Annotated in this window: 20 protein-coding genes; 10 read left to right on the forward strand and 10 right to left on the reverse strand. The window is 71.1% G+C overall.

Annotated elements, in window-relative coordinates:
* Nucleotides 1–255: 255 nt before the first annotated feature.
* Genes EAD89_RS28430 through EAD89_RS28440 form a run of 3 tightly spaced genes read right to left on the reverse strand, consistent with a single transcriptional unit; the run spans nucleotide 256 to nucleotide 3,639 of the window.
* Nucleotides 256–1,020 carry a succinate dehydrogenase/fumarate reductase iron-sulfur subunit gene (locus EAD89_RS28430; protein WP_121654862.1) on the reverse strand — a complete coding sequence of 255 codons (765 nt, stop codon included), beginning with the start codon at nucleotides 1,018–1,020 and terminating at the stop codon, nucleotides 256–258.
* The gene (locus EAD89_RS28435) at nucleotides 1,017–2,954 is read right to left on the reverse strand and encodes a fumarate reductase/succinate dehydrogenase flavoprotein subunit (protein ID WP_121677849.1); all 1,938 of its coding nucleotides are present in this window, start codon (nucleotides 2,952–2,954) and stop codon (nucleotides 1,017–1,019) included. Before EAD89_RS28435 ends, EAD89_RS28430 begins: the two co-directional genes overlap by 4 nt.
* A gap of 1 nt (nucleotide 2,955) precedes the next feature.
* Nucleotides 2,956–3,639 carry a succinate dehydrogenase cytochrome b subunit gene (locus tag EAD89_RS28440; protein ID WP_121654860.1) on the reverse strand — a complete coding sequence of 228 codons (684 nt, stop codon included), beginning with the start codon at nucleotides 3,637–3,639 and terminating at the stop codon, nucleotides 2,956–2,958.
* Nucleotides 3,640–3,722: 83 nt separating this feature from the next.
* Between EAD89_RS28440 and EAD89_RS28445 the strand changes: the two genes are divergently transcribed.
* Nucleotides 3,723–4,652: a LysR family transcriptional regulator gene (locus EAD89_RS28445; RefSeq protein WP_121654859.1), complete on the forward strand. Its 930-nt coding sequence runs from the start codon at nucleotides 3,723–3,725 to the stop codon at nucleotides 4,650–4,652.
* Nucleotides 4,653–4,658: 6 nt separating this feature from the next.
* On the opposite strand, the gene hrpA is transcribed toward EAD89_RS28445, so the two are convergent.
* The gene (hrpA, locus tag EAD89_RS28450) at nucleotides 4,659–8,729 is read right to left on the reverse strand and encodes an ATP-dependent RNA helicase HrpA (protein ID WP_121677850.1); all 4,071 of its coding nucleotides are present in this window, start codon (nucleotides 8,727–8,729) and stop codon (nucleotides 4,659–4,661) included.
* 119 nt (nucleotides 8,730–8,848) lie between these two features.
* Here hrpA and EAD89_RS28455 point away from each other — a divergent pair, with 119 nt between their 5' ends.
* A complete protein-coding gene (locus EAD89_RS28455) occupies nucleotides 8,849–9,301 on the forward strand; it encodes a cytidine deaminase (protein WP_121677851.1) in 453 nt (150 codons plus the stop codon).
* Between the two features lie 16 nt (nucleotides 9,302–9,317).
* Here the strand turns inward: EAD89_RS28455 and EAD89_RS28460 are convergent, their stop codons facing one another.
* Complete coding sequence (locus EAD89_RS28460) at nucleotides 9,318–9,677, reverse strand: YciI family protein (RefSeq protein ID WP_121677852.1); 360 nt, start codon at nucleotides 9,675–9,677, stop codon at nucleotides 9,318–9,320.
* 141 nt (nucleotides 9,678–9,818) lie between these two features.
* On the opposite strand from EAD89_RS28460, the gene EAD89_RS28465 reads away from it, so the two are divergent.
* The 5 genes from EAD89_RS28465 (at nucleotide 9,819) to EAD89_RS28485 (ending at nucleotide 16,158) form a co-directional block, all read left to right on the forward strand.
* A complete protein-coding gene (locus tag EAD89_RS28465; RefSeq protein ID WP_121677853.1) occupies nucleotides 9,819–10,865 on the forward strand; it encodes an iron ABC transporter permease in 1,047 nt (348 codons plus the stop codon).
* Nucleotides 10,862–11,956 carry an iron chelate uptake ABC transporter family permease subunit gene (locus tag EAD89_RS28470; protein WP_233579223.1) on the forward strand — a complete coding sequence of 365 codons (1,095 nt, stop codon included), beginning with the start codon at nucleotides 10,862–10,864 and terminating at the stop codon, nucleotides 11,954–11,956. Before EAD89_RS28465 ends, EAD89_RS28470 begins: the two co-directional genes overlap by 4 nt.
* A gap of 19 nt (nucleotides 11,957–11,975) precedes the next feature.
* Entirely contained in the window at nucleotides 11,976–12,842 is an 867-nt protein-coding gene (locus EAD89_RS28475) for an ABC transporter ATP-binding protein (RefSeq protein WP_121677854.1), read from the forward strand.
* Nucleotides 12,842–13,789, forward strand: coding sequence for an ABC transporter substrate-binding protein (locus tag EAD89_RS28480; RefSeq protein ID WP_121654853.1), 948 nt, complete (start codon nucleotides 12,842–12,844; stop codon nucleotides 13,787–13,789). Before EAD89_RS28475 ends, EAD89_RS28480 begins: the two co-directional genes overlap by 1 nt.
* A 248-nt stretch (nucleotides 13,790–14,037) precedes the next feature.
* Entirely contained in the window at nucleotides 14,038–16,158 is a 2,121-nt protein-coding gene (locus EAD89_RS28485; RefSeq protein ID WP_121677855.1) for an acyltransferase family protein, read from the forward strand.
* 184 nt (nucleotides 16,159–16,342) lie between these two features.
* Here the strand turns inward: EAD89_RS28485 and EAD89_RS28490 are convergent, their stop codons facing one another.
* Nucleotides 16,343–16,987 carry a hypothetical protein gene (locus EAD89_RS28490; protein ID WP_121677856.1) on the reverse strand — a complete coding sequence of 215 codons (645 nt, stop codon included), beginning with the start codon at nucleotides 16,985–16,987 and terminating at the stop codon, nucleotides 16,343–16,345.
* A gap of 266 nt (nucleotides 16,988–17,253) precedes the next feature.
* On the reverse strand, nucleotides 17,254–17,886 hold the full coding sequence (locus EAD89_RS28495) for a GNAT family N-acetyltransferase (protein ID WP_121677857.1): 633 nt from the start codon (nucleotides 17,884–17,886) through the stop codon (nucleotides 17,254–17,256).
* A 96-nt stretch (nucleotides 17,887–17,982) separates the two neighbouring features.
* Here EAD89_RS28495 and EAD89_RS28500 point away from each other — a divergent pair, with 96 nt between their 5' ends.
* Both EAD89_RS28500 and EAD89_RS28505 read left to right on the forward strand, forming a co-directional pair.
* Nucleotides 17,983–18,687 (forward strand): bifunctional 2-polyprenyl-6-hydroxyphenol methylase/3-demethylubiquinol 3-O-methyltransferase UbiG, encoded by a 705-nt coding sequence (locus tag EAD89_RS28500; RefSeq protein WP_233579225.1) that lies wholly within the window; start codon nucleotides 17,983–17,985, stop codon nucleotides 18,685–18,687.
* A gap of 18 nt (nucleotides 18,688–18,705) precedes the next feature.
* The gene (locus EAD89_RS28505) at nucleotides 18,706–19,251 is read left to right on the forward strand and encodes a pyridoxamine 5'-phosphate oxidase family protein (RefSeq protein ID WP_121677859.1); all 546 of its coding nucleotides are present in this window, start codon (nucleotides 18,706–18,708) and stop codon (nucleotides 19,249–19,251) included.
* Nucleotides 19,252–19,383: 132 nt separating this feature from the next.
* On the opposite strand, the gene EAD89_RS28510 is transcribed toward EAD89_RS28505, so the two are convergent.
* The gene (locus EAD89_RS28510; protein ID WP_121677860.1) at nucleotides 19,384–19,962 is read right to left on the reverse strand and encodes a TetR/AcrR family transcriptional regulator; all 579 of its coding nucleotides are present in this window, start codon (nucleotides 19,960–19,962) and stop codon (nucleotides 19,384–19,386) included.
* Between the two features lie 112 nt (nucleotides 19,963–20,074).
* Here EAD89_RS28510 and EAD89_RS28515 point away from each other — a divergent pair, with 112 nt between their 5' ends.
* Complete coding sequence (locus EAD89_RS28515; RefSeq protein WP_121677861.1) at nucleotides 20,075–20,794, forward strand: MBL fold metallo-hydrolase; 720 nt, start codon at nucleotides 20,075–20,077, stop codon at nucleotides 20,792–20,794.
* Between the two features lie 24 nt (nucleotides 20,795–20,818).
* Here EAD89_RS28515 and EAD89_RS28520 read toward each other — a convergent pair whose 3' ends face one another.
* Together EAD89_RS28520 and trmB are read right to left on the reverse strand one after the other, a co-directional pair.
* Complete coding sequence (locus EAD89_RS28520; protein WP_121677862.1) at nucleotides 20,819–23,332, reverse strand: RNA helicase; 2,514 nt, start codon at nucleotides 23,330–23,332, stop codon at nucleotides 20,819–20,821.
* 85 nt (nucleotides 23,333–23,417) lie between these two features.
* On the reverse strand, nucleotides 23,418–24,116 hold the full coding sequence (gene trmB, locus EAD89_RS28525) for a tRNA (guanosine(46)-N7)-methyltransferase TrmB (protein ID WP_121677863.1): 699 nt from the start codon (nucleotides 24,114–24,116) through the stop codon (nucleotides 23,418–23,420).
* Nucleotides 24,117–24,162: the final 46 nt, after the last annotated feature.

Raw genomic sequence — 24,162 nt, forward strand, 5'->3', positions numbered from 1 at the left:
GAACTGGGCTGGGCTGGCGGGTCGGCGATCAGGAGTCAGCGGGCGTACCAGGAGGTGCCGCAACAGACGGACGAGACGCTGACCAGGTCAGGGCTGGGGCGACCGTCCCCGGCGGAGGGATCAAGCCTGACCGCCCGGAGCCGGGGACGGTCGCCCCAGCCCCACCACCGAAACGCCCACATCACGGCGGCCCCAAAGCCAGACCGCCGTACCCCTGGAATGCGCGGGGTACGGCGGTCCGGTGTGGCGGGCTGATCAGGAACCGGGGGTGTTGCCGGCGCCCTTCGCGGTGGCCGCGAGGTAGTCGCGGTTGAGCCGGCCGATGGTGTTCAGCGGGATGCCCTTCGGGCAGGCCGGGGTGCACTCGCCGGCGTTGGTGCAGCCGCCGAAGCCGGCCTCGTCGTGCGCGTCGACCATGCCGATCACCCGGGTGTACCGCTCCGGCTGGCCCTGCGGCAGCAGCGAGAGCTGGGTGAGCTTGGCGGCGGTGAAGAGCATGCCGGAGCCGTTCGGGCAGGCCGCGACGCACGCGCCGCAGCCGATGCAGGCCGCCGACTCGAAGGCGGCGTCCGCGTTGGCCTTGGCCACCGGGGTGGAGTGCGCCTCGGGGGCGCTGCCGGTCGGCGCGGTGATGTAGCCACCGGCCGCGATGATCTTGTCGAAGGCGCCCCGGTTGACCACCAGGTCCTTGATCACCGGGAAGGCGCTGGCCCGCCACGGCTCGATGTCGATCGTCTCGCCGTCGGTGAACTGCCGCATGTGCAGCTGGCACGCGGTGGTGCCGCGCTGCGGCCCGTGCGCGTCGCCGTTGATCATCAGGCCACACATGCCGCAGATGCCCTCGCGGCAGTCGTGGTCGAACGCCACCGGGTCCTCGCCGGCGAGGATCAGCCGCTCGTTGAGCACGTCGAGCATTTCGAGGAACGACATGTCCGGGGACACGTCGTCGACCTTGTAGGTCACCATCCGACCCTTGTCCTCAGGGCCCTTCTGGCGCCAGATGCGCAGGGTCAGGTTCACTTGTAGCTCCGCTGCGTGGGGTGGACGTATTCGAACTTCAGGTCTTCCTTGTGCAGCACCGACGGCTCACCGGTGGCGGTGAACTCCCAGGCCGCCACGTACGCGAACCGGTCGTCGTCGCGCTGCGCCTCACCGTCCGGGGTCTGGTGCTCGGCCCGGAAGTGGCCGCCGCAGGACTCCTCGCGGTGCAGGGCGTCGATGCACATCAGCTCGGCCAGCTCGAAGAAGTCGGCCACCCGGCCGGCCTTCTCCAGCGACTGGTTGAGCTCCTCGCCGGTGCCGGACACCCGCACCCGCTGCCAGAACGCGTCGCGCAGGTCGCGGATCTCGCCGATGGCCTTGCGCAGCCCGGCCTCGCTGCGCTCCATGCCGCAGTGCTCCCACATGATCTGGCCCAGCTCCCGGTGGAACGAGTCCACCGTCCGGTCGCCGTTGACCGCCAGCAGCCGCTGGATCCGGTCCTCGACGTCGGCGCGCGCCTCGACCGCCGCCGGGTGGCTGGCGTCGACCTTCTCCAGCGGCCCCGAGGCCAGGTAGTTGGCGATCGTGGTCGGCAGCACGAAGTAGCCGTCGGCCAGGCCCTGCATCAGCGCCGAGGCGCCGAGCCGGTTCGCGCCGTGGTCGGAGAAGTTCGCCTCGCCGATCACGAACAGGCCGGGGATGCTCGACTGGAGGTCGTAGTCGACCCAGAGACCACCCATCGTGTAGTGCACGGCGGGGTAGATCCGCATCGGCACCTCGTACGGGTCCTCGCCGGTGATCCGCTCGTACATCTCGAAGAGGTTGCCGTACTTGGCCTCGATGGCCTTGCGGCCCAGCCGGCCGATCGCGTCGGCGAAGTCGAGGTAGACGCCGAGCTTGGTCGGCCCGACGCCCCGGCCCTCGTCGCAGACGTTCTTCGCGGCGCGGGAGGCGATGTCACGGGGGACCAGGTTGCCGAAGGAGGGGTAGATCCGCTCCAGGTAGTAGTCCCGCTCGTCCTCCGGGATGTCCCGGGGGTTGCGGTCGTCGCCCTTGGTCTTCGGCACCCAGACCCGGCCGTCGTTGCGCAGCGACTCGCTCATCAGGGTCAGCTTCGACTGGTGGTCGCCGGAGACTGGGATACAGGTGGGGTGGATCTGCGTGTAGCAGGGGTTGGCGAAGTACGCGCCCTTGCGGTGCGCCCGCCAGGTGGCGGTGACGTTGCAGCCCTTGGCGTTGGTGGAGAGGTAGAAGACGTTGCCGTAGCCGCCCGAGGCGAGCACGACGGCGTCGGCCATCTCGGTGCTGATCTCGCCGGTGACCAGGTCCCGGACCACGATGCCGCGGGCCTTGCCGTCGACGATGACCAGCTCCAGCATCTCGTGCCGGGCGTTCATCTCCACGTTGCCGAGGCCGATCTGCCGCTCCAGGGCCTGGTACGCGCCGAGCAGCAGCTGCTGGCCCGTCTGCCCCCGGGCGTAGAAGGTGCGCTGCACCTGGGCGCCGCCGAAGGAGCGGGTGTCGAGCAGACCGCCGTACTCGCGGGCGAACGGCACGCCCTGGGCGACGCACTGGTCGATGATGTTGACCGAGACCTCGGCCAGCCGGTGCACGTTCGACTCCCGGGAGCGGAAGTCGCCGCCCTTGACGGTGTCGTAGAACAGCCGGTGCACCGAGTCGCCGTCGTTGCGGTAGTTCTTCGCGGCGTTGATGCCGCCCTGCGCCGCGATCGAGTGCGCCCGGCGCGGGCTGTCCTGGTAGCAGTAGGACTTGACGTGGTAGCCCTGCTCGGCCAGGGTGGCCGCGGCCGAGCCGCCGGCCAGGCCGGTGCCGACCACGATCACCGTCATCTTGCGGCGGTTGGCGGGGTTGACCAGCTTGGCCTCGAAGCGCCGGGTGTCCCAGCGCTTCTCGATCGGGCCGGCGGGAGCCTTGGTGTCGGCGATCGGGTCGCCCTCGGTGAAGAGTTCCATGTCAGGACACCAATCCGGTGAGAACGGCGAACGGGACCACCAGGTATCCGGCGCAGAGCAGCACGGCGAAGACCAGCGCGGCGGTGCGCGCCCGGCGCTCGCCCCGCGGCGTCTGCTGGCCGAGGCTGCGGAACGCGCTGAAGGCGCCGTGCCGCAGGTGGAAGCCCACCGCGACGATGGCGAGGGTGTAGAAGAGCGTCACGTACCAGCGCTCCGGCGCGAAGTCGGCGACGACGTTGCCGTACGGCTTGCTCTCGTTGCCGACCGGGTTCAGCGTGCCGGTGGTCAGGTCCAGGAGGTGGTAGATCACGAAGAGCAGGATGATCACGCCGCCCCAGCGCATGGTGCGGGCCGCGTAGCTGCCGTTGACCTTCTTGCGGTGGGCGTACTTCACCGGGCGGGCCGCGCGGGCCCGCCGGGCCAGCACGGTCGCGGCCACGATGTGGGCGACGACGGCCACCACCAGCACGGAGCGCAGGATCCAGAGGAACCACACGCCGGGCAGCAGCGGCTTGCCGATGTCGCGCAGCCAGTGCGCGTAGTGGTCGAACGAGGTCTCCCCCGTGAACACCTTCAGGTTTCCGATCATGTGCGCGATCAGGAACAGCGCCAGCAAGATGCCCGTCACCGCCATGACGGCCTTGAGGCCGACGTTGGAGCGGATGGGCGACCGAGTTTTCGTCATTACCACGCATCCGACGCTAGGAGCACATGGATCAGTCGTCCAATGCATCAAACTCGCAGTGTTGATAGCCGTAGGCTATGTAGATGCAGCTCCATCAGCTTCGGTACTTCGTTGCGGTGGCCGAAGTACGACATTTCACCCAAGCCGCCGACCTCGTCGGCATCACTCAGCCTTCTCTCAGTAAGCAAATTCACGCCCTGGAGACCGACCTCGGAGCGCCCCTGTTCGAACGGGTACGGGGCAACATCGCCCTCACCGCGGCCGGTGAGGTGCTGCTGCCGTTGGCCACCCGGATCCTCGCCGACGTGGACACCGCGACCCGGGAGGTGCAGGAACTGGTCGGGCTGCGCCGCGGTCGGGTCCGGCTCGGCGCCACCCCGAGCCTCGCCACCTCGCTCGCCCCGCCCGTGCTGCGCCGGTTCCGCGACGCGCACCCCACCGTCGACCTCAAGGTCGAGGAGGGCGGATCCCAGGACCTGGTGCGCGACCTGCTCCGCGGCGACCTCGACCTGGCTCTGATCATCATGCCGGCCCAGGGCGCGGACCCCGGCCTGCGCGTCGACCCGATCCTGCGCGAGAGCCTGGTGGTGGCCTCGGTGGCGGAGGTGCCGACCGCCTCGCTGACCGGGGAACTGCACATCACCGACCTGCGCGACCAGCCGATGGTGATGTTCCGGGAGGGCTACGACCTGCGCGACGCGACCATCCAGGCGTGCCGGGAGGCCGGCTTCGAGCCGACCTTCGCGGTGGACGGCGGCGAGATGGACGCCGTCCTCAGCTTCGTCGAGGCCGGGCTCGGCATCGCGCTGGTGCCCGGCATCGTGCTGGCGCGCCGGCCAGGGGTGCGGATCACCCCACTGGCGCCACCCGGGGTCCGCCGGACCATCGCGGTGGCCCGCCGGCGGGACGTCGTGCCGACCCACGCCGGCCGGGAGCTGCGCCGGATCCTGCTGGACTACGTGCAGTCGGCGATCGACCGCGACGACCTACCTCCGGGCGTGGACCCCCGCTGATCGCCGTCAGCGGCCTTCGGCGTCGTCCATCGCCCGGTAGATCCGCTGTTCGGAGACGGGGTACGGGGTGCCCAACGCCTGGGCGAACACGTTCACCCGCAACTCCTCGATCATCCAGCGGATCTGCCGTACTGCGGTTTCCTGCCGGCGCGCCGGCGGCAGCGCGGCCAGCAGGTCGTCGTACTCCTTCTGCACTGCCGCGATCCGGTCCTGCTGCTGACGGTCCCGCTGTGGGTTGCCCCCCAGCCGGTCCAGCCGGCGTTCGATGGCGGTGAGGTAGCGCAGCAGGTCGGGCAGGCGCGCGTACCCGGTCTCGGTGATGAAACCGGCGTGCACCAGCCCGGCGAGCTGGTTGCGGATGTCGGCGAGCGCGGCGACGACGGCGAGGTTGCGGGTGGCGCCGAGCCGTTGCTCGACGGCGTACGCGGCGGCGAGGACCTTGCGTACCCGGTCCATCACCTCGACCACGGTGTCGACGAGGTCGGCGCGGACCTTCTCGCGCAGCGCCGCGAACCCGTCGGCGTCCCAGGCGGGCCCGCCGGCCTCGCCGATCAGCCGGTCGATGGCGGCGCCCGCCGCGTCCTCGATCAGTTCCTGCACGCTGCCGTGCGGGTTGCGGCTCAGCGCGAGTTTCGCCTCGTTGCTCAGTCGGCCCTGGAGGAACCGCGCGGGGGACGGCACGGTGAGCCGCAGCAGCCGGCGGGTGCCGGCCCAGTGCGCGGCCTCGGCCTCGGCGGGGGAGTCGAACACCCGTACCCCGACCGTCGCGCCCTCGTCGATCAGCGCCGGGTAGGCGGTCACCGCGTAGCCGGCGCGGACCTGCTCGATGGTGCGAGGAAGATCGCCGATGCTCCACTCGCGCAGCCCGGTGCGGGCCACCTCCGGCGCGGCGGCCGCCACGACCTGGCGTACCTCCTGGCGGAGCTGGCGTTGCAGGGCCGGCAGGTCCTTGCCCTCGGCGACGGGCTTCTCGTCGGCGTCCAGCACCCGGAAGGTGACCCGCAGGTGGGCGGGGAGTTTGCCCGGCTCCCAGGCGTCGCGCGGAACGGTGACGCCGGTCATCCGGCGCAGCTGCCGGGTGAGCGCGTCCAGCAACGGCTCCTCGCCCGGGGTGATGGCCGCGAGGGCGGCGCGGGCGTAGTCCGGCACCGGCACGAAGTTGCGGCGGATCGCCTTGGGCAGCGTACGGATCAGCGCGATCACCGTCTCCTCGCGCAGTCCGGGCACCTGCCAGTCGAAGCTCTCCGCCGGCACCTGGTTGAGCAGCGGCAGCGGGATGTCGACGGTGACGCCGTCGGTCGGCGTGCCCGGCTCGAAGCGGTACGTCAGCGGCAGGGTCACCCCCTGGGTCTGCCACTCGTCCGGGTAGTCGTCCTCGTCCACCCCCGGCCGTCCGTCGTTGATCAGCAGGTCGCGGGTGAAGGTGAGCAGGTCGGGCTGCTCCCGGCGGGTCTTCTTCCACCAGCTGTCGAAGTGCCGCCCGGAGGACACGTCGGCCGGGATCCGCTGGTCGTAGAAGCCGAAGATGGTCTCGTCGTCGACCAGGATGTCGCGTCGGCGGGCCCGGCTCTCCAACTCCTCGATCTCGGCGAGCAGCCGCTTGTTGTCCGCCCAGAACTGGTGGTGGGTCTGCCAGTCGCCCTCCACGAGGGCGTGCCGGATGAACAGCTCCCGGCTCAGCGTCGGGTCGATCCTTCCGAAGTTGACCTTGCGGGAGGTCACCAGCGGGATGCCGTACAGGGTGACCTTCTCGTAGGCCATCACCGCGGCCTGCTTCTTCTCCCAGTGCGGCTCGCTGTAGCTGCGCTTGACCAGGTGCTGCGCCAGCGGTTCGACCCACTCCGGCTCGACCCGGCCGGCGATCCGGCCCCAGAGCCGGGAGGTCTCCACCAGCTCGGCGGCCATCACCCAGCGCGGCGGTTTCTTGAACAGCGCCGAGCCGGGGAAGAGCGCGAACTTCGCGCCCCGCGCGCCCAGGTACTCGTGTTTCTGGGCGTCCTTGAGCCCGACGTGCGACAGCAGGCCGGGCAGCAGCGACTGGTGCACCTTCGGGGTGTCGATCTCCTCCGGCAGGTCCGCGCCGCCCCGGCGACTCGCACCGCGGCCGGCGTCCGCGTCGTCGGAGGTGTCGCGCGCCGGTCGCCCGCCGCGCCGGTCGCCGTCGGGCGGGGTACGCAGCACCTGACGCAGTTGCCCCACGATGTCCTGCCACTCGCGCACCCGCAGGTAGTTCAGGTACTCCGCCTTGCACATCCGGCGGAACGCGCTGGACGACAGCTCCCGCTGCTGCTCGCGCAGGTAGCGCCACAGGTTGAGGTAGGCGACGAAGTCCGACTCCTTGTCGGCGAACCGGGCGTGTGCCTGGTCGGCCTGGGCCTGCTTCTCCGCCGGCCGCTCGCGCGGGTCCTGGATGGAGAGCGCGGCGGCGATCACCAGGATCTCGGTGGCGCAGCCGTTGCGTTCGCCCTCGACCACCATCCGGGCCAGCCGCGGGTCGACGGGCAACTGGGCCAGGCGCCGGCCCAGCGTGGTGAGGCGCTTCGCCGGGTCGGCCTCGGTCGGGTCCAACGCGCCCAGCTCGTGCAGCAGGTTGACGCCGTCGGTGATGTTGCGCTTGTCCGGTGGGTCGATGAACGGGAACGCGGCGAGGTCGCCGAGCCCGATCGCCGTCATCTGGAGAATGACCGACGCCAGGTTGGTGCGCAGGATCTCCGGGTCGGTGAACTCGGGCCGGGACAGGAAGTCCTGCTCGTCGTAGAGGCGGATGCAGATGCCGTCCGACGTGCGGCCGCAGCGACCCTTGCGCTGATTGGCCGACGCCTGGGAGATCGGCTCGATCGGCAGCCGCTGCACCTTGAGTCGGCTGGAGTAGCGGGAGATGCGGGCGGTGCCCGGGTCCACCACGTACTTGATGCCGGGCACGGTCAGCGACGTCTCCGCGACGTTGGTGGCGAGCACCACCCGGCGCGAGCTGTGCGCCGCGAAGACCCGGTGCTGCTCGGCGGAGGAGAGCCGGGCGTACAGCGGCAGGATCTCGGTGCCGAGCAGCGAGCGTTTCTTCTGCACCAGCTTGCCCAGCGCGTCGGCGGTGTCCCGGATCTCCCGTTCCCCGCTGAGGAAGACCAGGATGTCGCCGGGGCCCTCGGCGGCCAACTCCTCGACGGCGTCGCCGATCGCCTGGATCTGGTCGCGGACGGTCTCCTCGTCCCCGTCGCCGTCCTCCTCGCCCTCGGCGACCTCGACCAGCGGCCGGTAGCGCACCTCCACTGGGTAGGTGCGGCCCGAGACCTCGACCACCGGCGCCGGCACGCCCTGCGGCTCGTCGGCGGTGGGTGGCCCGGCGAAGTGCCGGGCGAAGCGGTCGGTCTCGATGGTCGCCGAGGTGATGATCACCTTGAGGTCGGGGCGCCGGGGCAGCAGCTCCCGCAGGTACCCGAGGATGAAGTCGATGTTGAGGCTGCGCTCGTGCGCCTCGTCGATGATCAACGTGTCGTACTGGCGCAGCATCCGGTCGGTCTGCAACTCGGCGAGCAGGATGCCGTCGGTCATCAGCTTGACCAGGCTGCGCTCGCTCACCTGGTCGGTGAAACGCACCTTGTAGCCGACCACGTCACCCAGCTCGGTGCCCAGCTCGTCGGCGATCCGGTCGGCCACCGTCCGGGCGGCCAGCCGCCGGGGCTGCGTGTGCCCGATCAGCCCGTGCACCCCGCGACCCAGCTCCAGACAGATCTTCGGGATCTGGGTGGTCTTGCCGGAGCCGGTCTCGCCGGCCACGATCACCACCTGGTGGTCGCGGATGGCGGCGGCGATGTCGTCCTTGCGCTCGCTGACCGGCAACCCGGCGGGGTACGTGATCACGGGTACGGCCGCCCGCCGGGCGGCGACCCGCTGCTCGGCCCGGACCAGGTCGGTGGTGATCTCGGCCAGCGCCGCGTCCCGGCGCTGCGGGTCGCGCAGCTTGCGGGCGCCGTCCAGTCGTCGCTGGAGCCGGCGTTGGTCGCGGAACATCAGGGGGGTGAGGCGGCGGTGCAGCTCGCGGACGGGATCGGTCGCGGCGGAGGCGGCTGGATTCTGCATGTCGTGCCCAAGGATAGGCAGCCCGGCCGCGTACCGCCCCTGGGTTACCGCGCCGCCGCTCTCCGGGTGCCGCGCGGCGTCTAGAGTTGGCGGCCGATGTCGAGCGTGGGGGGCCGGGGATGGAGCTGCGGGACACCGACCGCGCGCTGGTGCAGGCCGCCACGGCGGTCGCGAAGCTGCGCTGCCGCAGCGCGAACCACACCGTCGCGGCCGCCGCTCGGACCGCCGACGGGCGGGTCTTCACCGGGGTGAACGTCTACCACTTCACCGGCGGCCCGTGCGCCGAGATCGTCGCGGTCGGCGCCGCCGCGACCCAGGGCGTGACCGAGCTGGAGACCATCGTCGCGGTGGGGGACCGGGGACGCGGCGTCATTCCGCCGTGTGGACGGTGCCGTCAGGTGCTGCGGGACTACTTCCCCGCTCTGCGGGTGATCGTCGGTCCGGCGGACGCCCTGCGGGTGGTCGAGGTCTCCGACCTGCTGCCGGAGACGTACGTCTGGGCCGACCAGCAGGTCGACGCGGCGACGACCGGCGGCGGGGTGCCCGTGGCCCGGACCGGCGCCACCGGCTGAGCCCGTCGGCGCCGGATCAGTCGCCGGCCGCCGCCTCCAGCATCGACCGGGGCATCGGCACGCTCTCGAACCGTACGTTGCCCTCCGGCACCAGCCAGCTCATCACCTGTACGGCCAGCCGCCCGGCCCGCACCGCCGGATCGTTGTGATACAGCTCGCGAGCCTCGTCCGGGGCGATGGAGAGCACCACGAAGCCCCGCAGCCGGTCGTCGTCGGCGTGCAGGAACGGACCGGCCGCGAGCACCAGTCCCTGCTCCACGAGCCCCGCCTGGTGGGCCAGGTGCGCGTCCTGCAACCGGTCGATCGCGTCCTGCGGCAGCTCCGGGGCGTCCTCGGGCCGGACCAGAAGCACGACCGTGTGCTGGTCGAATCGCATCCTCCCACCCTAGGCGCGCCGCCCCCTCGGCGCGGGCGTCCGCCCTGGTCATCCGCCCCGGGATCGACGAGCGCGAGTTAGGCGACCCTCAGCACGTCGGCTAAGGTAAGGCGAACCTAAGCGCGAACGTGCAGGAGACTCGTGACCACCCTCGCCACCCGGCCGGCTCCGGCCCGCAACCGGTCCGGCACGCGCACCGGCCGCCGGGTGGCCGTCACCGTCGCCGCCGCGCTGGTGCTGCTGCTCACCGTGCTGGCCAGCTTCGCGCTCGGCAGCCGGCAACTCGGCGTCGACCAGGTCTGGCACGCCCTCGTCGCGCCGGACGGCGGCGACGCCACCACCATCGTCCGCGAGCTGCGGGTGCCGCGCACCGCGCTCGGCCTCGCCGTCGGGCTCGCGCTCGCCGTGGCCGGCGTGCTGTTCCAGGCACTCGCCCGCAACCCCCTCGCCGAGCCGCGCATCCTCGGCATCAGCGCCGGCGCGTCGTTCGGCGTGGTGCTGGCCATCTCCGTCTTCGGTGTCGGCACGCTCGCCGGGTACGTCTGGTTCGGCATCGCCGGCGCGCTGCTCGCCGGGCTGCTGGTCTTCGCCATCGCCAGCCGGGCCCGCGAGGGCGCCAGCCCGGTCACCCTCGCGCTGGTCGGCGCGGCGCTCGACGCCAGCCTCGCCTCCGGGGTGTACGCGCTGCTCAGCATCGACGCCCGCACCTTCGAGGAGTACCGGTTCTGGGTGGTCGGCGGGCTGGCCGGGCGGGACCTGTCGGTCACCGCTCAGGTGGTGCCCTTCGTCCTCGCCGGGCTGCTGCTGGCCGCCCTGGTGGCCCGGGGTCTGGACGCGTTGGCCCTCGGCGACGACGTGGCTCGCGGCCTCGGCAACCGGGTCGGCCTGGTCCGGCTCGGCGGCGGCCTCGCCGCGGTGCTGCTGACCGGGGCCGCGGTGGCGGCGGCCGGGCCGGTCGCCTTTGTCGGACTGGCCGTGCCGCACCTGGCACGCGCCCTGGTCGGCGCCGACCACCGCTGGACCCTCGCCGTCTCCGCCCTGCTCGGGCCGGCTCTGCTGCTCGGCGCCGACGTCGTCGGCCGGCTCGTCGCCCCGCCCGGCGAGATACCGGCCGGGATCGTCACCGCCCTGATCGGCGCCCCGCTGCTGGCCGTGCTGGTCCGCCGCGCTCGGGTGGTGACCGCGTGACCACCGTCGACGGCCGCCCCGACTCCGCCACCATCCCAGCCGACGTGTCGCCGGGTGCCGCGCGGCTGCCCGGACGGTCGCTGCTGCGGATCGGCCCGGTCAGTCTGCAGGTCCGCCGTCGCGCGGTGCTGGTGGCCGTCGTGCTGACCGTGCTGCTCCTGCTGGCCGTGGTGCTCAGCCTCTCCCTGGGCACCCCGTACGTCGCCCCGGCCGACGTGCTGCGCGCGCTCTCCGGGGCGGGCACCCCGTACGACCTGGTCGTCTTTGATCTTCGGTTGCCCCGGATCGTGCTGGCCGCGGTGGCCGGCGCGGCCTTCGGCGTGGCCGGCACGCTGATCCAGAGCGTCGCGCGCAACCCCCTGGCCAGCCCGGACGTCATCGGCATCACCCAGGGCGCCGGGCTCGCCGCGACCGTGGCACTGACCAGCGGGGCCGCGGCGGTGCTGGTGGCCCCCACCGCGCTGGTGGGCGGGCTGCTCGCGGCGGTGCTGCTGTTCGCCCTCGGTGCTCGGCACGGCCTGGCCGCCCAGCGGTTCGTGCTCGCCGGCGTGGCGGTCGCCTTCGCCTTCCGGGCGCTGACCGAGGTGGTCATGCTCACCGCCGACCCGATCGACGGGCTGCGCGCCCAGATCTGGCTGATCGGCACCCTGGCCGGCAAGGGCTGGACCGAGGCCGCCTGGATCGCCGGCACCCTGCTGGTGCTGCTGCCGGTGCTGGCCTGGGCCGGTTGGGCGCTCAACAGCACCGCGCTGGACGACGACACCGCACGCGGGGTCGGGCTGCGCCCGGTGGCCCGCCGCATCGGCCTCGCCGGCACCGGAGTGCTCGTCGCCGCGATGGTCACCGCCCAGGTCGGCGCCGTCGACTTCGTGGCCCTGGTCGCGCCCCAGGTGGCCCGGCGACTGGTACGCGCCGAACGGCCACCGCTGGTCTGCGCGGCGCTGCTCGGCGCGCTGCTGCTGGTGCTCGCCGACCTGGCCGGCCGACGCCTGTTCGCACCCACCCAACTGCCGGCCGGCGTGCTGACCGCCGCGATCGGCGGGCCGTACCTGATCTTCCTGCTGCTGCGCGGACGGCGGCGGTCCTCGTGACGCCTCAAGGAGTCGTGTGATGCTCTCCACCCGCGACCTGGTCGCCGGCTACGACGAGCGGACGGTGCTCGACGGCCTCGACCTGGACCTGCCGACCGACGCGTTCACCGTGATCGTCGGGCCGAACGCGTGCGGCAAGTCCACCCTGCTGCGCACCATGGCCCGGCTCCTCACCCCCCGCCGCGGCACGGTGCTGCTGGACGGCAGCGCGATCCGCGACCTGCCGACCCGGGAGGTGGCCCGCCGGCTCGGCGTGCTGCCGCAGAGCCCGCTGGTGCCCGAGGGCGTCACCGTGGCCGACCTGGTGGGTCGCGGCCGGCAGCCGTACCAGCGGTGGTGGCGGCAGTGGTCACCGGAGGACGGCGCGGCGGTGGACCGGGCCATGACCCTGGCCGACGTGGCCGGCCTGGCCGACCGGCCGGTCGACAGCCTCTCCGGCGGCCAGCGGCAACGGGTGTGGATCGCCATGACCCTCGCGCAGGACACCGACGCCCTGCTGCTGGACGAGCCGACCACGTTCCTCGACCTGGCCCACCAGGTGGAGGTGCTGGACCTGCTGCACCGGCTGCGCGTCGAGCGTGGCCGCACCGTGGTCGCCGTGCTGCACGACCTGAACCAGGCCGCCCGCTACGCCGACCACCTGGTCGCGATGCGCGCCGGCGCCGTGGTGGCCGCGGGGCCGCCCCGGGAGATCCTCACCGCGGACCTGGTCCGTGACGTCTTCGGGCTGGCCTGCGTGGTCGTGCCCTGCCCGGTGACCGGAGCGCCCCTGGTGGTGCCCGCGCACACCGGCGGCGCCACCGCCCGCCCGGTCACCCCCTCGACCCAACCCGCCGACGACGGGACCATCCCGCTCGCCGGCTCGTACCCTTCGAAAGGACTCTGATGCGTCGTCTCGTCGCCGCCCTCGCCGCGGCCGTCGCCCTCGGCGTCGGCCTCACCGCCTGCGGTGAGAGCGACCCGGTCGCCGGCTCCACCACCGGGGAGACCCGGGAGATCACCCACGCCATGGGCACCACCAAGGTCCCGGCGGAGCCCAAGCGCGTCGTCGTGCTCGACACCGACAAGATCGACACAGCGCTCTCGCTCGGCGTCACGCCGGTCGGCGCCGCCACCGCCGGTGAGGCCAAGAGCTGGCCGACCTACTTCGGCGCGGACAAGCTCGCCAGCATCAAGGAGGTCGGGGTGCTCACCGAGCCCGACCTGGAGGCGATCAACGCCCTGAAGCCGGACCTCATCCTCGGCAGCAAGTTCCGCCAGGAGAAGTTCTACGACGAGCTGGCCGCCATCGCGCCGACGGTGTTCACCGACAAGGTGGGCATCACCTGGAAGGAGAACTTCCTCCTCGATGGCAAGGCGCTCGGCCAGGAGCAGCAGGCCAAGGATCTGCTCGCCGCGTACGAGAAGCGGGCCAAGGACTTCGGCACGACGCTCGGCGACGCCGCCGCCCGCAAGGTGTCGATCGTGCGGTTCCTCCCCGGCAACATCCGCGTGTACGGGCCGGACTCGTTCTCCGGCATCGTCATCGGCGACACCGGCCTGGGCCGCCCCGAGCGGCAGCTGCTCGCCAACAAGGAGGACAAGCGCTTCGACCTGGTCAGCCCCGAGCGGATCAACGAGGTCGACGGTGACGTCATCTTCGTGACCGCCTACGGCGACAAGGCTGCCGCCGAGCAGACCAAGATGACCGCCGGCACCCTCTGGAAGGGTCTCGGCGCCGTCAAGGCCGGCAAGGCCTACCCGGTCGCCGACGAGGTCTGGATGACCGGCATCGGCGTCGGCGCCGCCAACAAGATCCTCGACGACCTGGCAAAGTACCTCCCCGCCGCCTGACCCGCCCCGCGCCCTGCGCCCGCGCCACGGCGCACGATGACGCTCGATTCAGGAAGTAGTGGTCTCCCTTAACGGGGAGGCCACTACTTCTATGTCCGAGCACGATCAGCGCTGCCCTGCTCCGTCCATCCACTGGATGACCCTTGCCAAAGGGGCATTCAGCCCGAGTTGGCCTGATACCGGTCGTAACCACCCACGCCCCCGCCCAGTTGTTCCAGCGACGCCGACTGGCATGGGGTGGGGAGCGAATGACACAAACGGCCGTGCGACCGGAAGCCAGTCCCCGGGCCGGATTCCGCGGTGATGTTGAAGGGCTACGTGCTCTCGCCGTGATCCTGGTGCTCGCGGGACATGCCGGCCAGCAACTGGTGCCAGGCGGCTTCGTCGGCGTTGACGTCTTCTTCGTCATCTCCGGCTTCCTGATCACCGGACTGCTGGTGGCCGAGGTGAACCGAACGGGGCGCCTCTCGCTGACCGGCTTCTACGCCCGGCGCGCCAAGCGGCTGCTGCCGGCCGCCGTGGTGGTTCTCATCGGGAGCCTGCTCCTCACATTCGCCTTCCTGCCGCGCACCCGCTGGTCAGCCACTGGCTGGGACGTAGTGTTCAGCGGTTTGTACGCCATGAACTGGCGGCTCGCCGAGCAGTCCGTCGACTACCTGGCGGCCAACCGCGCGCCCAGCATCCTCCAGCATTTCTGGTCCCTCGGCGTCGAGGAGCAGTTCTACCTGGTCTGGCCACTGCTACTGGCATCCGCGGTGTGGCTCGGCCGGCGGCGGTACGCCCGCACCGGATACCTGTTCTTCGCCCTCGCGCTCGTCGCTGTGCCGTCCTTCGCCTGGTCCGTCTGGCTGACCGGAGACAATCCCGCACGCGCGTACTTCGTGACCACCACACGGATGTGGGAGCTGGCCCTCGGCGGTTTCCTGGCCCTGCTCGCCGGAAATCTGCAGCGCCTGCCCCGGCTGGCGGCAGCAGTGCTCGCCTGGTGCGGCCTCGCCGCGATCGTGGCGTCCGCTGCCCTCCTGACGGAGGATTCCGCGTTCCCGGGGTACCTGGCGTTGGCCCCCACTCTCGGCACCGCAGCGGTCATCGCCGGCGGCTTGGCGGCGGGTGGCATCGGGCCTGCCATGCTGCTGGCGCTGCGGCCGGTACGCGCCGTGGGAGCAATTTCCTACTCCCTCTACCTCTGGCACTGGCCACTCCTCATCGTCGCCGAGGCGCGGTTCGGAGAGCTCACCGTCGTCGCCGGCCTCGCCGTCGCCGCGGTCTCGGTGGTGCCGGCCGCGCTCACCTACCGGTTCATTGAGAACCCGATCCGGATGTCGGCGACGCTCGCATGGAATCCAGCGCGATCGCTGCAGATCGGGGCGCTCTGCACCGGAGTGACCCTCCTGGCGGGGCTGGCCTTCCAGCTCACCGTGTGGCCACCGGCGAGTGCGCCGATGCCACCCGCCCTGGCCGTGCCGACGGTCGGCGGTACCGGCGCCCCCGTGGCAGCATCACCCACGGTGCTCGGCGCCGCCGCGCTGGGCAAAACGCCGGCCAGCAGCGACGCCGGGCTTCCGGTCGACCGCGCGGGACCGTTCGTACCTGATCCGCTGGCGGCCAGCAAGGACGGCCCAGACGCGTGGCAGGGGGGCTGTCATGCGGATCAGCGCAGCAGTGCGGTCAAGTCGTGCCAGTACGGGGATCCAAACGCATCATTCACTGTCGCTCTCGCCGGCGATTCCCACGCCGCTCAGTGGCTGCCGGCGCTGCAGCGGGTGGCCGGTTCGAAGCAGTGGCGCCTGAAGAGTTACACGAAGTCGTCCTGCCCGTTCATCGACGGCGTCGTTGCGTTGGACAACCGGCCGTACCCCAGCTGCACGGAGTGGAACGAGAAGCTTCGCGCACAACTGACCGGGGCTGAGCGACCCGACGTGCTGGTGGTGAGCACATCCTTCTATGTGATGATCCAAAACGGCGAGCGGGTCACCAGCCAGGCACAGGCCGCCTTCGCGGACGCACTCCGGCGGACGTGGGCCGGGATCGCGGCAGCCGGGATTCCCGTAGTCGTGTTGCGCGACACTCCCTACCACGACATGGACATCGCGGAATGTGTGTCCGCGAATCCGCGGAAGCTGGCCCGCTGCGCCTCGCCCCGTGACAAGGTGCTCGCGGCAGGTGGGGGCCCGGCCCACGAGGCGGCGGCCCGCAACAACGACAAGGTGTACCTGGTGGACCTGAACTCCGCCATCTGCCCGCGGGAGCGGTGCGCGCCGGTCATCGGCGGAGTGCTCGTCTACCGCGACAACAACCACATCACCGCCACGTACGCTGCCACCCTCGCGCCACGGCTGGCCACGGCGCTCGACCGCGTACTCGGCTGAGGGCCGCCGCCTCCGGCGCCAGCAGGACGGAACCGGTGGACGCGAGCCCACTGCGCGTCTCGAACCGCGGTGCAGTGCAGCGCATGTTGGGTGCCGTGAACGAGGTGGGCCACCTGGACCCATCAGGCCGCCCGAGCGCCGAGCCCGTCGGTTCAGCGGCAGGATGCTCGGGCGGCGGGATGGGTCAGGCGGCGGTGGACCAGATGGCGCGGAAGGCGGCGGCTTCGCCGGCCAGCCAGCGTTCGATCTGGTCGGGCTTGGCGTCGGTGGGCATGTGGTGGGCCTGGCCGCGCCGGACGTCGACCAGGACCGGCTCGGCGTGCGGCAGGACGGCGTCCATGTGCCGTGCCATCAGGTGCAGGGTGGCGAGCACCGACTCGGCACTCGGCGGGGTCTCGTCGAAGTGCAGCCGGATCGCCTCGGCCCGGCCGTCGGCGTGCCGTACCCCGAAGTGGGGGTTGATCTTGACGGGTAGGTCGCCCAGCATGGCCAGGGCGTCGCGGGTCTGGGCCAGGTCGACGGCGGACGGCTCGCCCAGGGAGTGCAGCCAGGCCGTGGCGCCGGGCACCAGTGCCTGGTAGAGCGGGCGCCAGCGTGGCTTGACCACGTCGACCACGCCGGTGAGGTGGGTGCCGCCGGTGTGAAAGGCGATGTCGGCCTTGAGTGCCTTGACGAACTGGCCGTGCGGGTTGAAGCCGGAGCGGCTGGCCCGCTGCTTGCGCAGGCCGCCCACGAAGGTCGCCTTGGTGGGCCCGTTGCGGTCGACGTAGCGGGTGAAGCCGAGCAGTGTGGCGTAGGGGGTGAGGGGCGTGGAGGCGGGCGCGGTCACGGGCGTCCTCCCAGGTCAGGATCTCGATTAGTACATACATTCTAATCGACGGGTCTGACATTGCCCAGCGAAACCGGGGGCGTGAAGTGTCCCGTCCGCCGACAGATGGCCAGTCCGATCGAAGTGGCCAGCGGCGTGGCCGCGTCCGCTTGAAGGTGGCCAGCGGCAGCGTCCCGGGATGCTGCGCGCGATGCTCAAGTAAGAGCCGACTTCAAGATCGGCACCGGCGGAAGCTGGCTCGCTGGCATGGGCGTTGTCCGAGCTGATCATTTCGATCGGAACGCTCCCGCCATTTCGCCGCGGATGCTCCAGCCCAGGGCGGAGTAGAGCCCCCGCCCGTCGGCGGTGGCGGATAGCAGCCCCGTCGTCAGGCCCTCGTCGAGCGCTCGATTGCCGAGCATGGTCATCACGGCGCGACCCATGCCTCGTCGCTGATCGGCTGCACGGGTCCGGACTCTGTCGATGACGCCGTATCGTCCGATCGAGGCCAATCGTGCTCGCGAGACGATGTCACCGTTGCTGTCGCAGATCATCCCGAGTAGCGCGGCACCGTCGTTGACTATCCGAGCGGTGCAGGAGGGCGGCGTCTCGGCAACGCCGTGAGTGAAGGCGACGGTCATCAGGTGATGCACGTCGTGCATCGTCCAGCCGATCTTCAGCGCTTCTCTTAAGGAGTCGGCAGCTCCAACGACCTTGATTTCCGTGCCAGTGGTGGTCAGCTCGCGTCCCAAGTCGGCCGCTCGCTGCCAGTTGTACGGTTCGAGGATGTACCGGGCTGTGTTGCGGGTCTGGTCGATATCGATCTTCAGGCCACCGCTGATCGCGACAGGCGGCGTTGTGCCACGGGACACAGACCAGCCGTGGGCCCACGCTTTGGTCAACTCCGCCAGTTCGAGCATTTGATCATCATCAGGCGCATTGGAGCGTGCCGGCAACGGCGGGCGGCGTGGCCGCGGCCGCGGCCGTTTGAGGATGGTCAGCGGTAGCGTGCCGGGATGCTGCGCGCGGTGCCAAGCGCTGGTGGTCCGCCTAAGCGTGAGACGATCAAGACCATGTCGGAGCTGGACAATCAGCGGCACTTCTGGGACACCGCCGGCGCCGCGAAGACCTTCACCCATCCGATCGACTTCGCATGGTTGTCGCGGCTGGCCTCCACGGCCCGCATCATCGACTACGGCTGCGGCTATGGGCGGATCACCGGGCTGGCGCAGCAGCAGGGCTTCGCCAGCGTCGAAGGCGTCGACACGTCCGCCCGGCTCATCGACAGAGCCCGTCAAAGTCATCCCACAGTCAGCTTCCGAGTGCTACTCAACCCGCCTAAGCTGCCCTACTCGGACACCAGCGTCGACGCGGTGCTTCTCTTCGCCGTTCTCACGTGCATTCCGACAGACACCGGGCAGCAGCAGCTCGTCACCGAGCTCACTCGGGTGCTCCGCCCAGGCGGGCTGCTCTATGTCAGCGACCTGCTCCTGCAAACCGACCAGCGCAACCAGGCTCGATACCAACAGCATGCCGAAACCTACGAAACCTACGGCGTCTTCGAGACCGACGACGGCGCGATCTGCCGACACCACACTGTCGACTGGCTGCAGAACCTGCTGCTTGACGGGTTCAACATCGACACCACCCGGCAGGTCACGGTGGAGACGATGAACGCCAACTCGGCGAATGCGCTGCAGATCCTCGCAGTGAAGCGGTGACCTCGTGGACGGAGCAGAATGCCACTGACGAACCCCTGGCTCTCGGAGCCAATGCCGGCCAACCGGCTGCCGCGACAACTGCTTGATGAGCGCATCCTCAACCTGCTGTCCTCGCAGAACATGTGCGTCCTGGCCACCACCGGACCCGAAGGCCCGTTGGCAACACCGGTCCGCTACTACTCGCTCGACTTCGCGGTCACGTTCACCGCCGCGCCCCGGTCACCGAAGATGCGCAACATCGCCGCAGATCCACGGGTCTCCGTGGGCATCTTCTCCCCGTTGGTCGGGCTGGCCAGCAGCCGAGGAGCACAACTGTTCGGCGAAGCCCGGGTGCTGCCTCCCGACCATCCCGAACGGGACCACTACTGGGACGCATTCCGGTGGGAGAACGAGCACGCCGAACGAGGCCGCCCACTCGCCGAACCGCCAAGCGACACACTCGTCGTGATCGAGCCGAACCGGATCGTCTATACCGAGCACTGGCTGCGGCGCGAAGGGTTCGCGGCACGGCAGTTCTGGAAGCGGCCTCCGCCGGGCAAGCCCGACGAGGGAAAGGCCAACTAGATCCGGACGGACGAGCCGAAGTCGTTGGCGCCCAGTTGTCTCGGTCCTACCCGACGGCACGGCCGATGGCCACCTATCAGGGGACCGGACAGGAAGGAGTCGCCTCGGACGCCCGGACGCGGCCGCTGGCGGTCAGTCGGCCCGGGACGGTTCCGGGGCCGTGAAGGCGGCGGTCAGGCGGCTGATGCCGAACTCGAAAGCCTCGTCGAGGTCGCCGCCGAGGTTGAAGGCACCCGCGAACTCCATGCTGACGAAGCCGTTGGCCCAGGCGGTGAACATGCGGGCGGCTTCCAGGGCGTGCTCGGGCCCGGCGAGGTCGGCGGCGACGCGCAGGGCGGGGGCGCTGGCCCGGGTGAGGGCGTCGAGGCTGGGTCGGGTCTCCTCGCGGCCGTTGGCGAAGATCAGCTGATAGCCGGCCGGGTGTGCGTGGGCGAACGCGCGAAAGGCGCGGGCCAGCTCGCCGAGGTCCCTGCCCGGGTCGCTGCTGCTGGCGACGGCGCTGAGTTGCTCGCCCAGGTCGTGGACGGTGGCCTCGGCGACGAGCCGGATCAGGGCGTCGCGGTTGCGGACCCGCTTGTAGAGCGACGGGGCGCGCACACCGACCCGCTCGGCGATCGCCTGCATGGTCAGGCGCGGGAGTCCGTCCGCCTCCAGGATGGCGCGGGCGGCCTCGACGATGTCGGCGAGGGACGTCCGGTCGGGGGTCGGCATGCGGGCTCCTTTTGGCGAAGGGCGACGGTCGTCACCATGATAGCTATAGCTTTTAGCCATCATGGCTATGTACCGTAGCCATCAGAACGCGACGCAACTTCCGGAGGCACTCATGAAGCTCGGGCCACACCTGCACCGCATCGGCAACGACATCGTCGCCGTCTACCTGATCGAGACCGAGGAGGGTGTGACCATCGTCGACGCCGGGCTGTCCGGCCACTGGTCGGAACTGGTGGCCGAGCTGTCCGGCATGGGCCGCTCGCTCGCCGATGTCCGCGGCCTGATCCTCACCCACGGCGACACCGACCACATCGGGTTCGCCGAGCGGCTCCGCCGCGACCACGGCGTGCCGGTCTTCGTGCACAGCGCGGACGCCGCCCGCGCCCGCGGCGAGGCCAAGCCCGAGGCGTCCTTCGGGAAGTTCAAGGTGGGTGCGACCGCGCGCTTCCTCTGGTACGCGAGCCGCAAGGGCGGACTGCGTACGACCCACCTCACCGAGGTGACCACCGTGGAGGACGGTCAGGTGCTCGATCTGCCCGGCGCTCCGCGCGTGATCGGGATGCCCGGCCACTCGCCGGGCAGCATCGCCGTGCACGTGCCGGTCGCCGACGCGGTGTTCGTCGGGGACGCGCTCACCACACGGAACGTGCTGACCGGCCGACAGGGTCCGCAGCCGGCGCCGTTCACCGACGATCCGGCGCTGGCGCTCGCCTCCCTCGCCCGCATCGAGGACCTGCGGGCGACGTGGATCCTCCCCGGCCACGGCGCCCCGTGGAACGGAGACGTCCACGAGGCGGTACGCCGGATCAAGGCGGTGGCGGAGGCCCGATGAGTGGAGTTCCGGCTCGGTGTCGAGTCAGAGCTGGCCGACGTCGGTGACCCGGATGACGGCGGCGCCGACCTCGTCCGAGGCGACCAGGTCGACCTCGGCGCTGATGCCCCAGTCGTGGTCGCCGTCCGGGTCGTCGAAGATCTGCCGAACGGTCCACCGCTCCCGGCCCTGCTCGATCATGAGCAGCGCCGGTCCACGCGCGTCCGGCCCGACGCCGATCGAGTCGTACGCCTCGAAGTACGGCCGCAGCGCGTCGGCCCACGCGTCGTAGTCCCAGCCGTCCTCGGCGTCCAACTCGGCGAGCAGGTCCCAGCGGCGCAGCGCGGCCAGCTCGACGCGGCGGAACAGCGCGTTGCGCACCAGCACCCGGAACGCGCGCGCGTTGCGGGTCACCGCCGGCGGCCGGTCGGTCAGGGCGGCGTGCGCCTGGGCCACCTCGGCCACGTCCGACGGGTTGCGCAGCCGCTCCCACTCGTCGATGAGGCTGGAGTCGACCTGGCGGACCAGCTCGCCCAGCCACTCGATGAGGTCGATCAGCTCCTCGGTCTTGGCGTCCTCGGGCACCGTCTGCCGCAGCGTCTTGTACGCATCGGCCAGGTAGCGCAGGACGAGACCTTCCGAACGGGTCAGCCCGTAGAACTGCACGTACTCGGTGAAGGTCATGGCCCGCTCGTACATGTCGCGGACCACGGCCTTGGGGGAGAGCTGGTGGTCGGCGACCCAGGGGTGCCCCTGCCGGTACATCTCGTACGCGGCCTCCAGCAGCTCCGCGAGGGGCTTCGGGTGGGTCACCTCATCGAGCAGTTCGAGGCGGGCCTCGTACTCGATGCCCTCGGCCTTCATCGCGGCGACCGCCTCGCCGCGCGCCTTGAACTGCTGCGCGGAGAGGATCTGCCGGGGGTCGTCGAGGATCGACTCGATCACGCTCAGCACGTCGAGGGCGTACGACGGGGACTCGGCGTCGAGCAGCTCGATGGTGGCCAGGGCCAGGGGGGAGAGCGGCTGGTTGAGCGCGAAGTCGAGCTGGAGGTCGACGGTGAGCCGGATCCGGCGGCCCGTCTCGTCCGGCTCGGGCAGTTCCTCGACCACCCCGCCGGCCCGCAGCGCGCGGTAGATGGCGATCGCCCGGCGGATGTGCCGGCGCCGCGCGGCGGCGTCCTCGTGGTTGTCGGTGAGCAGGTGCCGCATCGCGGTGAACGCGTCGCCGGGTCGGCCGATGACGTTCAGCAGCATCGAGTGGCTGACCTGGAAGCTGGAGGTCAGCGGCTCCGGCTCGGCGTCGACCAGCCGGTCGAAGGTGGGTTGGCCCCAGCCGATCGAGCCCTCCGGCGGCTTCTTGCGGACCACCTTGCGCCGCTTCTTCGGGTCGTCGCCGGCCTTGGCGAGGGCCTTCTCGTTGTCGATCACATGCTCGGGGGCCTGTACGACCACCCGGCCGATGGTGTCGAAGCCGGCCCGGCCGGCCCGCCCGGCGATCTGGTGGAACTCGCGGTTCTTGAGCAGCCGGGTACGGACCCCGTCGTACTTCGACAGGCCGGTGAACAGCACGGTGCGGATCGGCACGTTGATGCCGACGCCGAGGGTGTCGGTGCCGCAGATGACCTTGAGCAGGCCGGCCTGGGCGAGGGTCTCGACAAGCCGGCGGTACTTGGGCAGCATGCCCGCGTGGTGGACGCCGATGCCGTGCCGGACCAACCGGGACAGCGTCTTGCCGAAGCCGGAGGTGAAGCGGAAGCCGCCGATCGCCTGGGCGATCATGTCCTTCTCGGCGCGGGTGCAGACGTTGACGCTCATCAGCGCCTGGGCCCGCTCCAGCGCGGCGGCCTGGGTGAAGTGCACCACGTACACCGGGGCCTGCTTGGTCTCCAGCAGCTCCTCGAGCGTCTCGTGCAGCGGCGTCATGGCGTACGAGAAGATCAGCGGGACGGGCCGCTCGGCCGAGCGGACGACGGCGGTCGGCCGCCCGGTACGCCGGGTCAGGTCGTCGACGAACCGGGTGGTGTCCCCCAGGGTGGCGGACATCAGGATGAACTGGGCCTGCGGCAGCTCGATGATCGGCACCTGCCACGCCCAGCCCCGGTCGGGCTCGGCGTAGAAGTGGAACTCGTCCATGATCACCTGGCCGACGTCGGCCCGGTCGCCCTCGCGCAGCGCCAGGTTGGCCAGGATCTCCGCCGTGCAGCAGATGATCGGGGCGTCGGCGTTGACGCTGGCGTCGCCGGTCAGCATGCCGACGTTCTCGGCCCCGAACACCTCGCAGAGGGCGAAGAACTTCTCCGACACCAGCGCCTTGATCGGCGCGGTGTAGAAGGTCGTCCGGCTGTCCGCCAGTGCCGCGAAGTGCGCGGCGACCGCCACCAGGCTCTTGCCCGAGCCGGTGGGCGTGTTCATGATCAGGTTGGCGCCGGAGACGATCTCGATGACCGCCTCCTCCTGATGGGGATAGAGGTCGAGGCCGCGCTCCTTCGCCCAGCCGGCGAACGCGTCGAAGAGGGTGTCGGGGTCGGCGCTGGTCGGCAGCGCGGCGGTGAGCGTCATATCCCGTCCATGGTGCCTGGATCATGCCCCTGCGCGCCAACCCGCCGCCCGCCGGGACCCCGTCCGCGCGCCACGGACGCCCGGATCACCGTCGGCGGTAGATCAGGTCGGCCACCGGCCGACCGGCCGTGAGCGCCCGTCGCTCGAACTTCGTCACCGGGCGGTGCGCCGGACGCGGCGCGAACCCGCCGTACGCGTCCACCAGCCCCGGGTCCGCGTCCAGGGTCTGCCGCATCGCCTCGGCGTACTCGGCCCAGTCGGTCGCGCAGTGCAGCGTGCCGCCCGGGCCCAAACGGGAGCGCAGCAGCGCCACGTGCGCCGTCTGGATGATCCGCCGCTTGTGGTGGCGGGCCTTCGGCCACGGGTCCGGGAAGAAGACGTGCACGGCGTCCAGGACGCCGTCGGGCAGGCCACGGACCAGGTCCAACGCATCGCCCTGAGCCACCCGTACGTTGCTCAGGCCGCCCCGCTCCACCAGGTCGAGCAGGTTCGCGATTCCCGGCGTGTGCACCTCCACCGCCAGATAATCTCGGTCCGGGTCGGCGGCGGCCATCGCGGCGGTGCTGTCGCCCATGCCGGAGCCGATCTCCAGCACCACCGGCGCCCGGCGGCCGAACAGCTCGGCCAGGTCGACGGGCTCGTCCGAGACGTCCAGGCCGTACGCGGGCCAGAGTCGATCCAGCGCATCGGTCTGCCGACCGCTCATCCGGCCCCGACGGGGGTGGAAGGTGCGGATCGGCCGGCTCGTGGGCGGGGCGGCGGGGTCATGGTCAGTGGCGGTCACAGCGACCCGAGCGTACGCGACCCGGTCGGCGGATCGGATGTGATGT

Origin of the sequence: Micromonospora sp. BL4, from assembly GCF_003667505.1 — a bacterium.
Lineage (GTDB): Bacteria > Actinomycetota > Actinomycetes > Mycobacteriales > Micromonosporaceae > Micromonospora.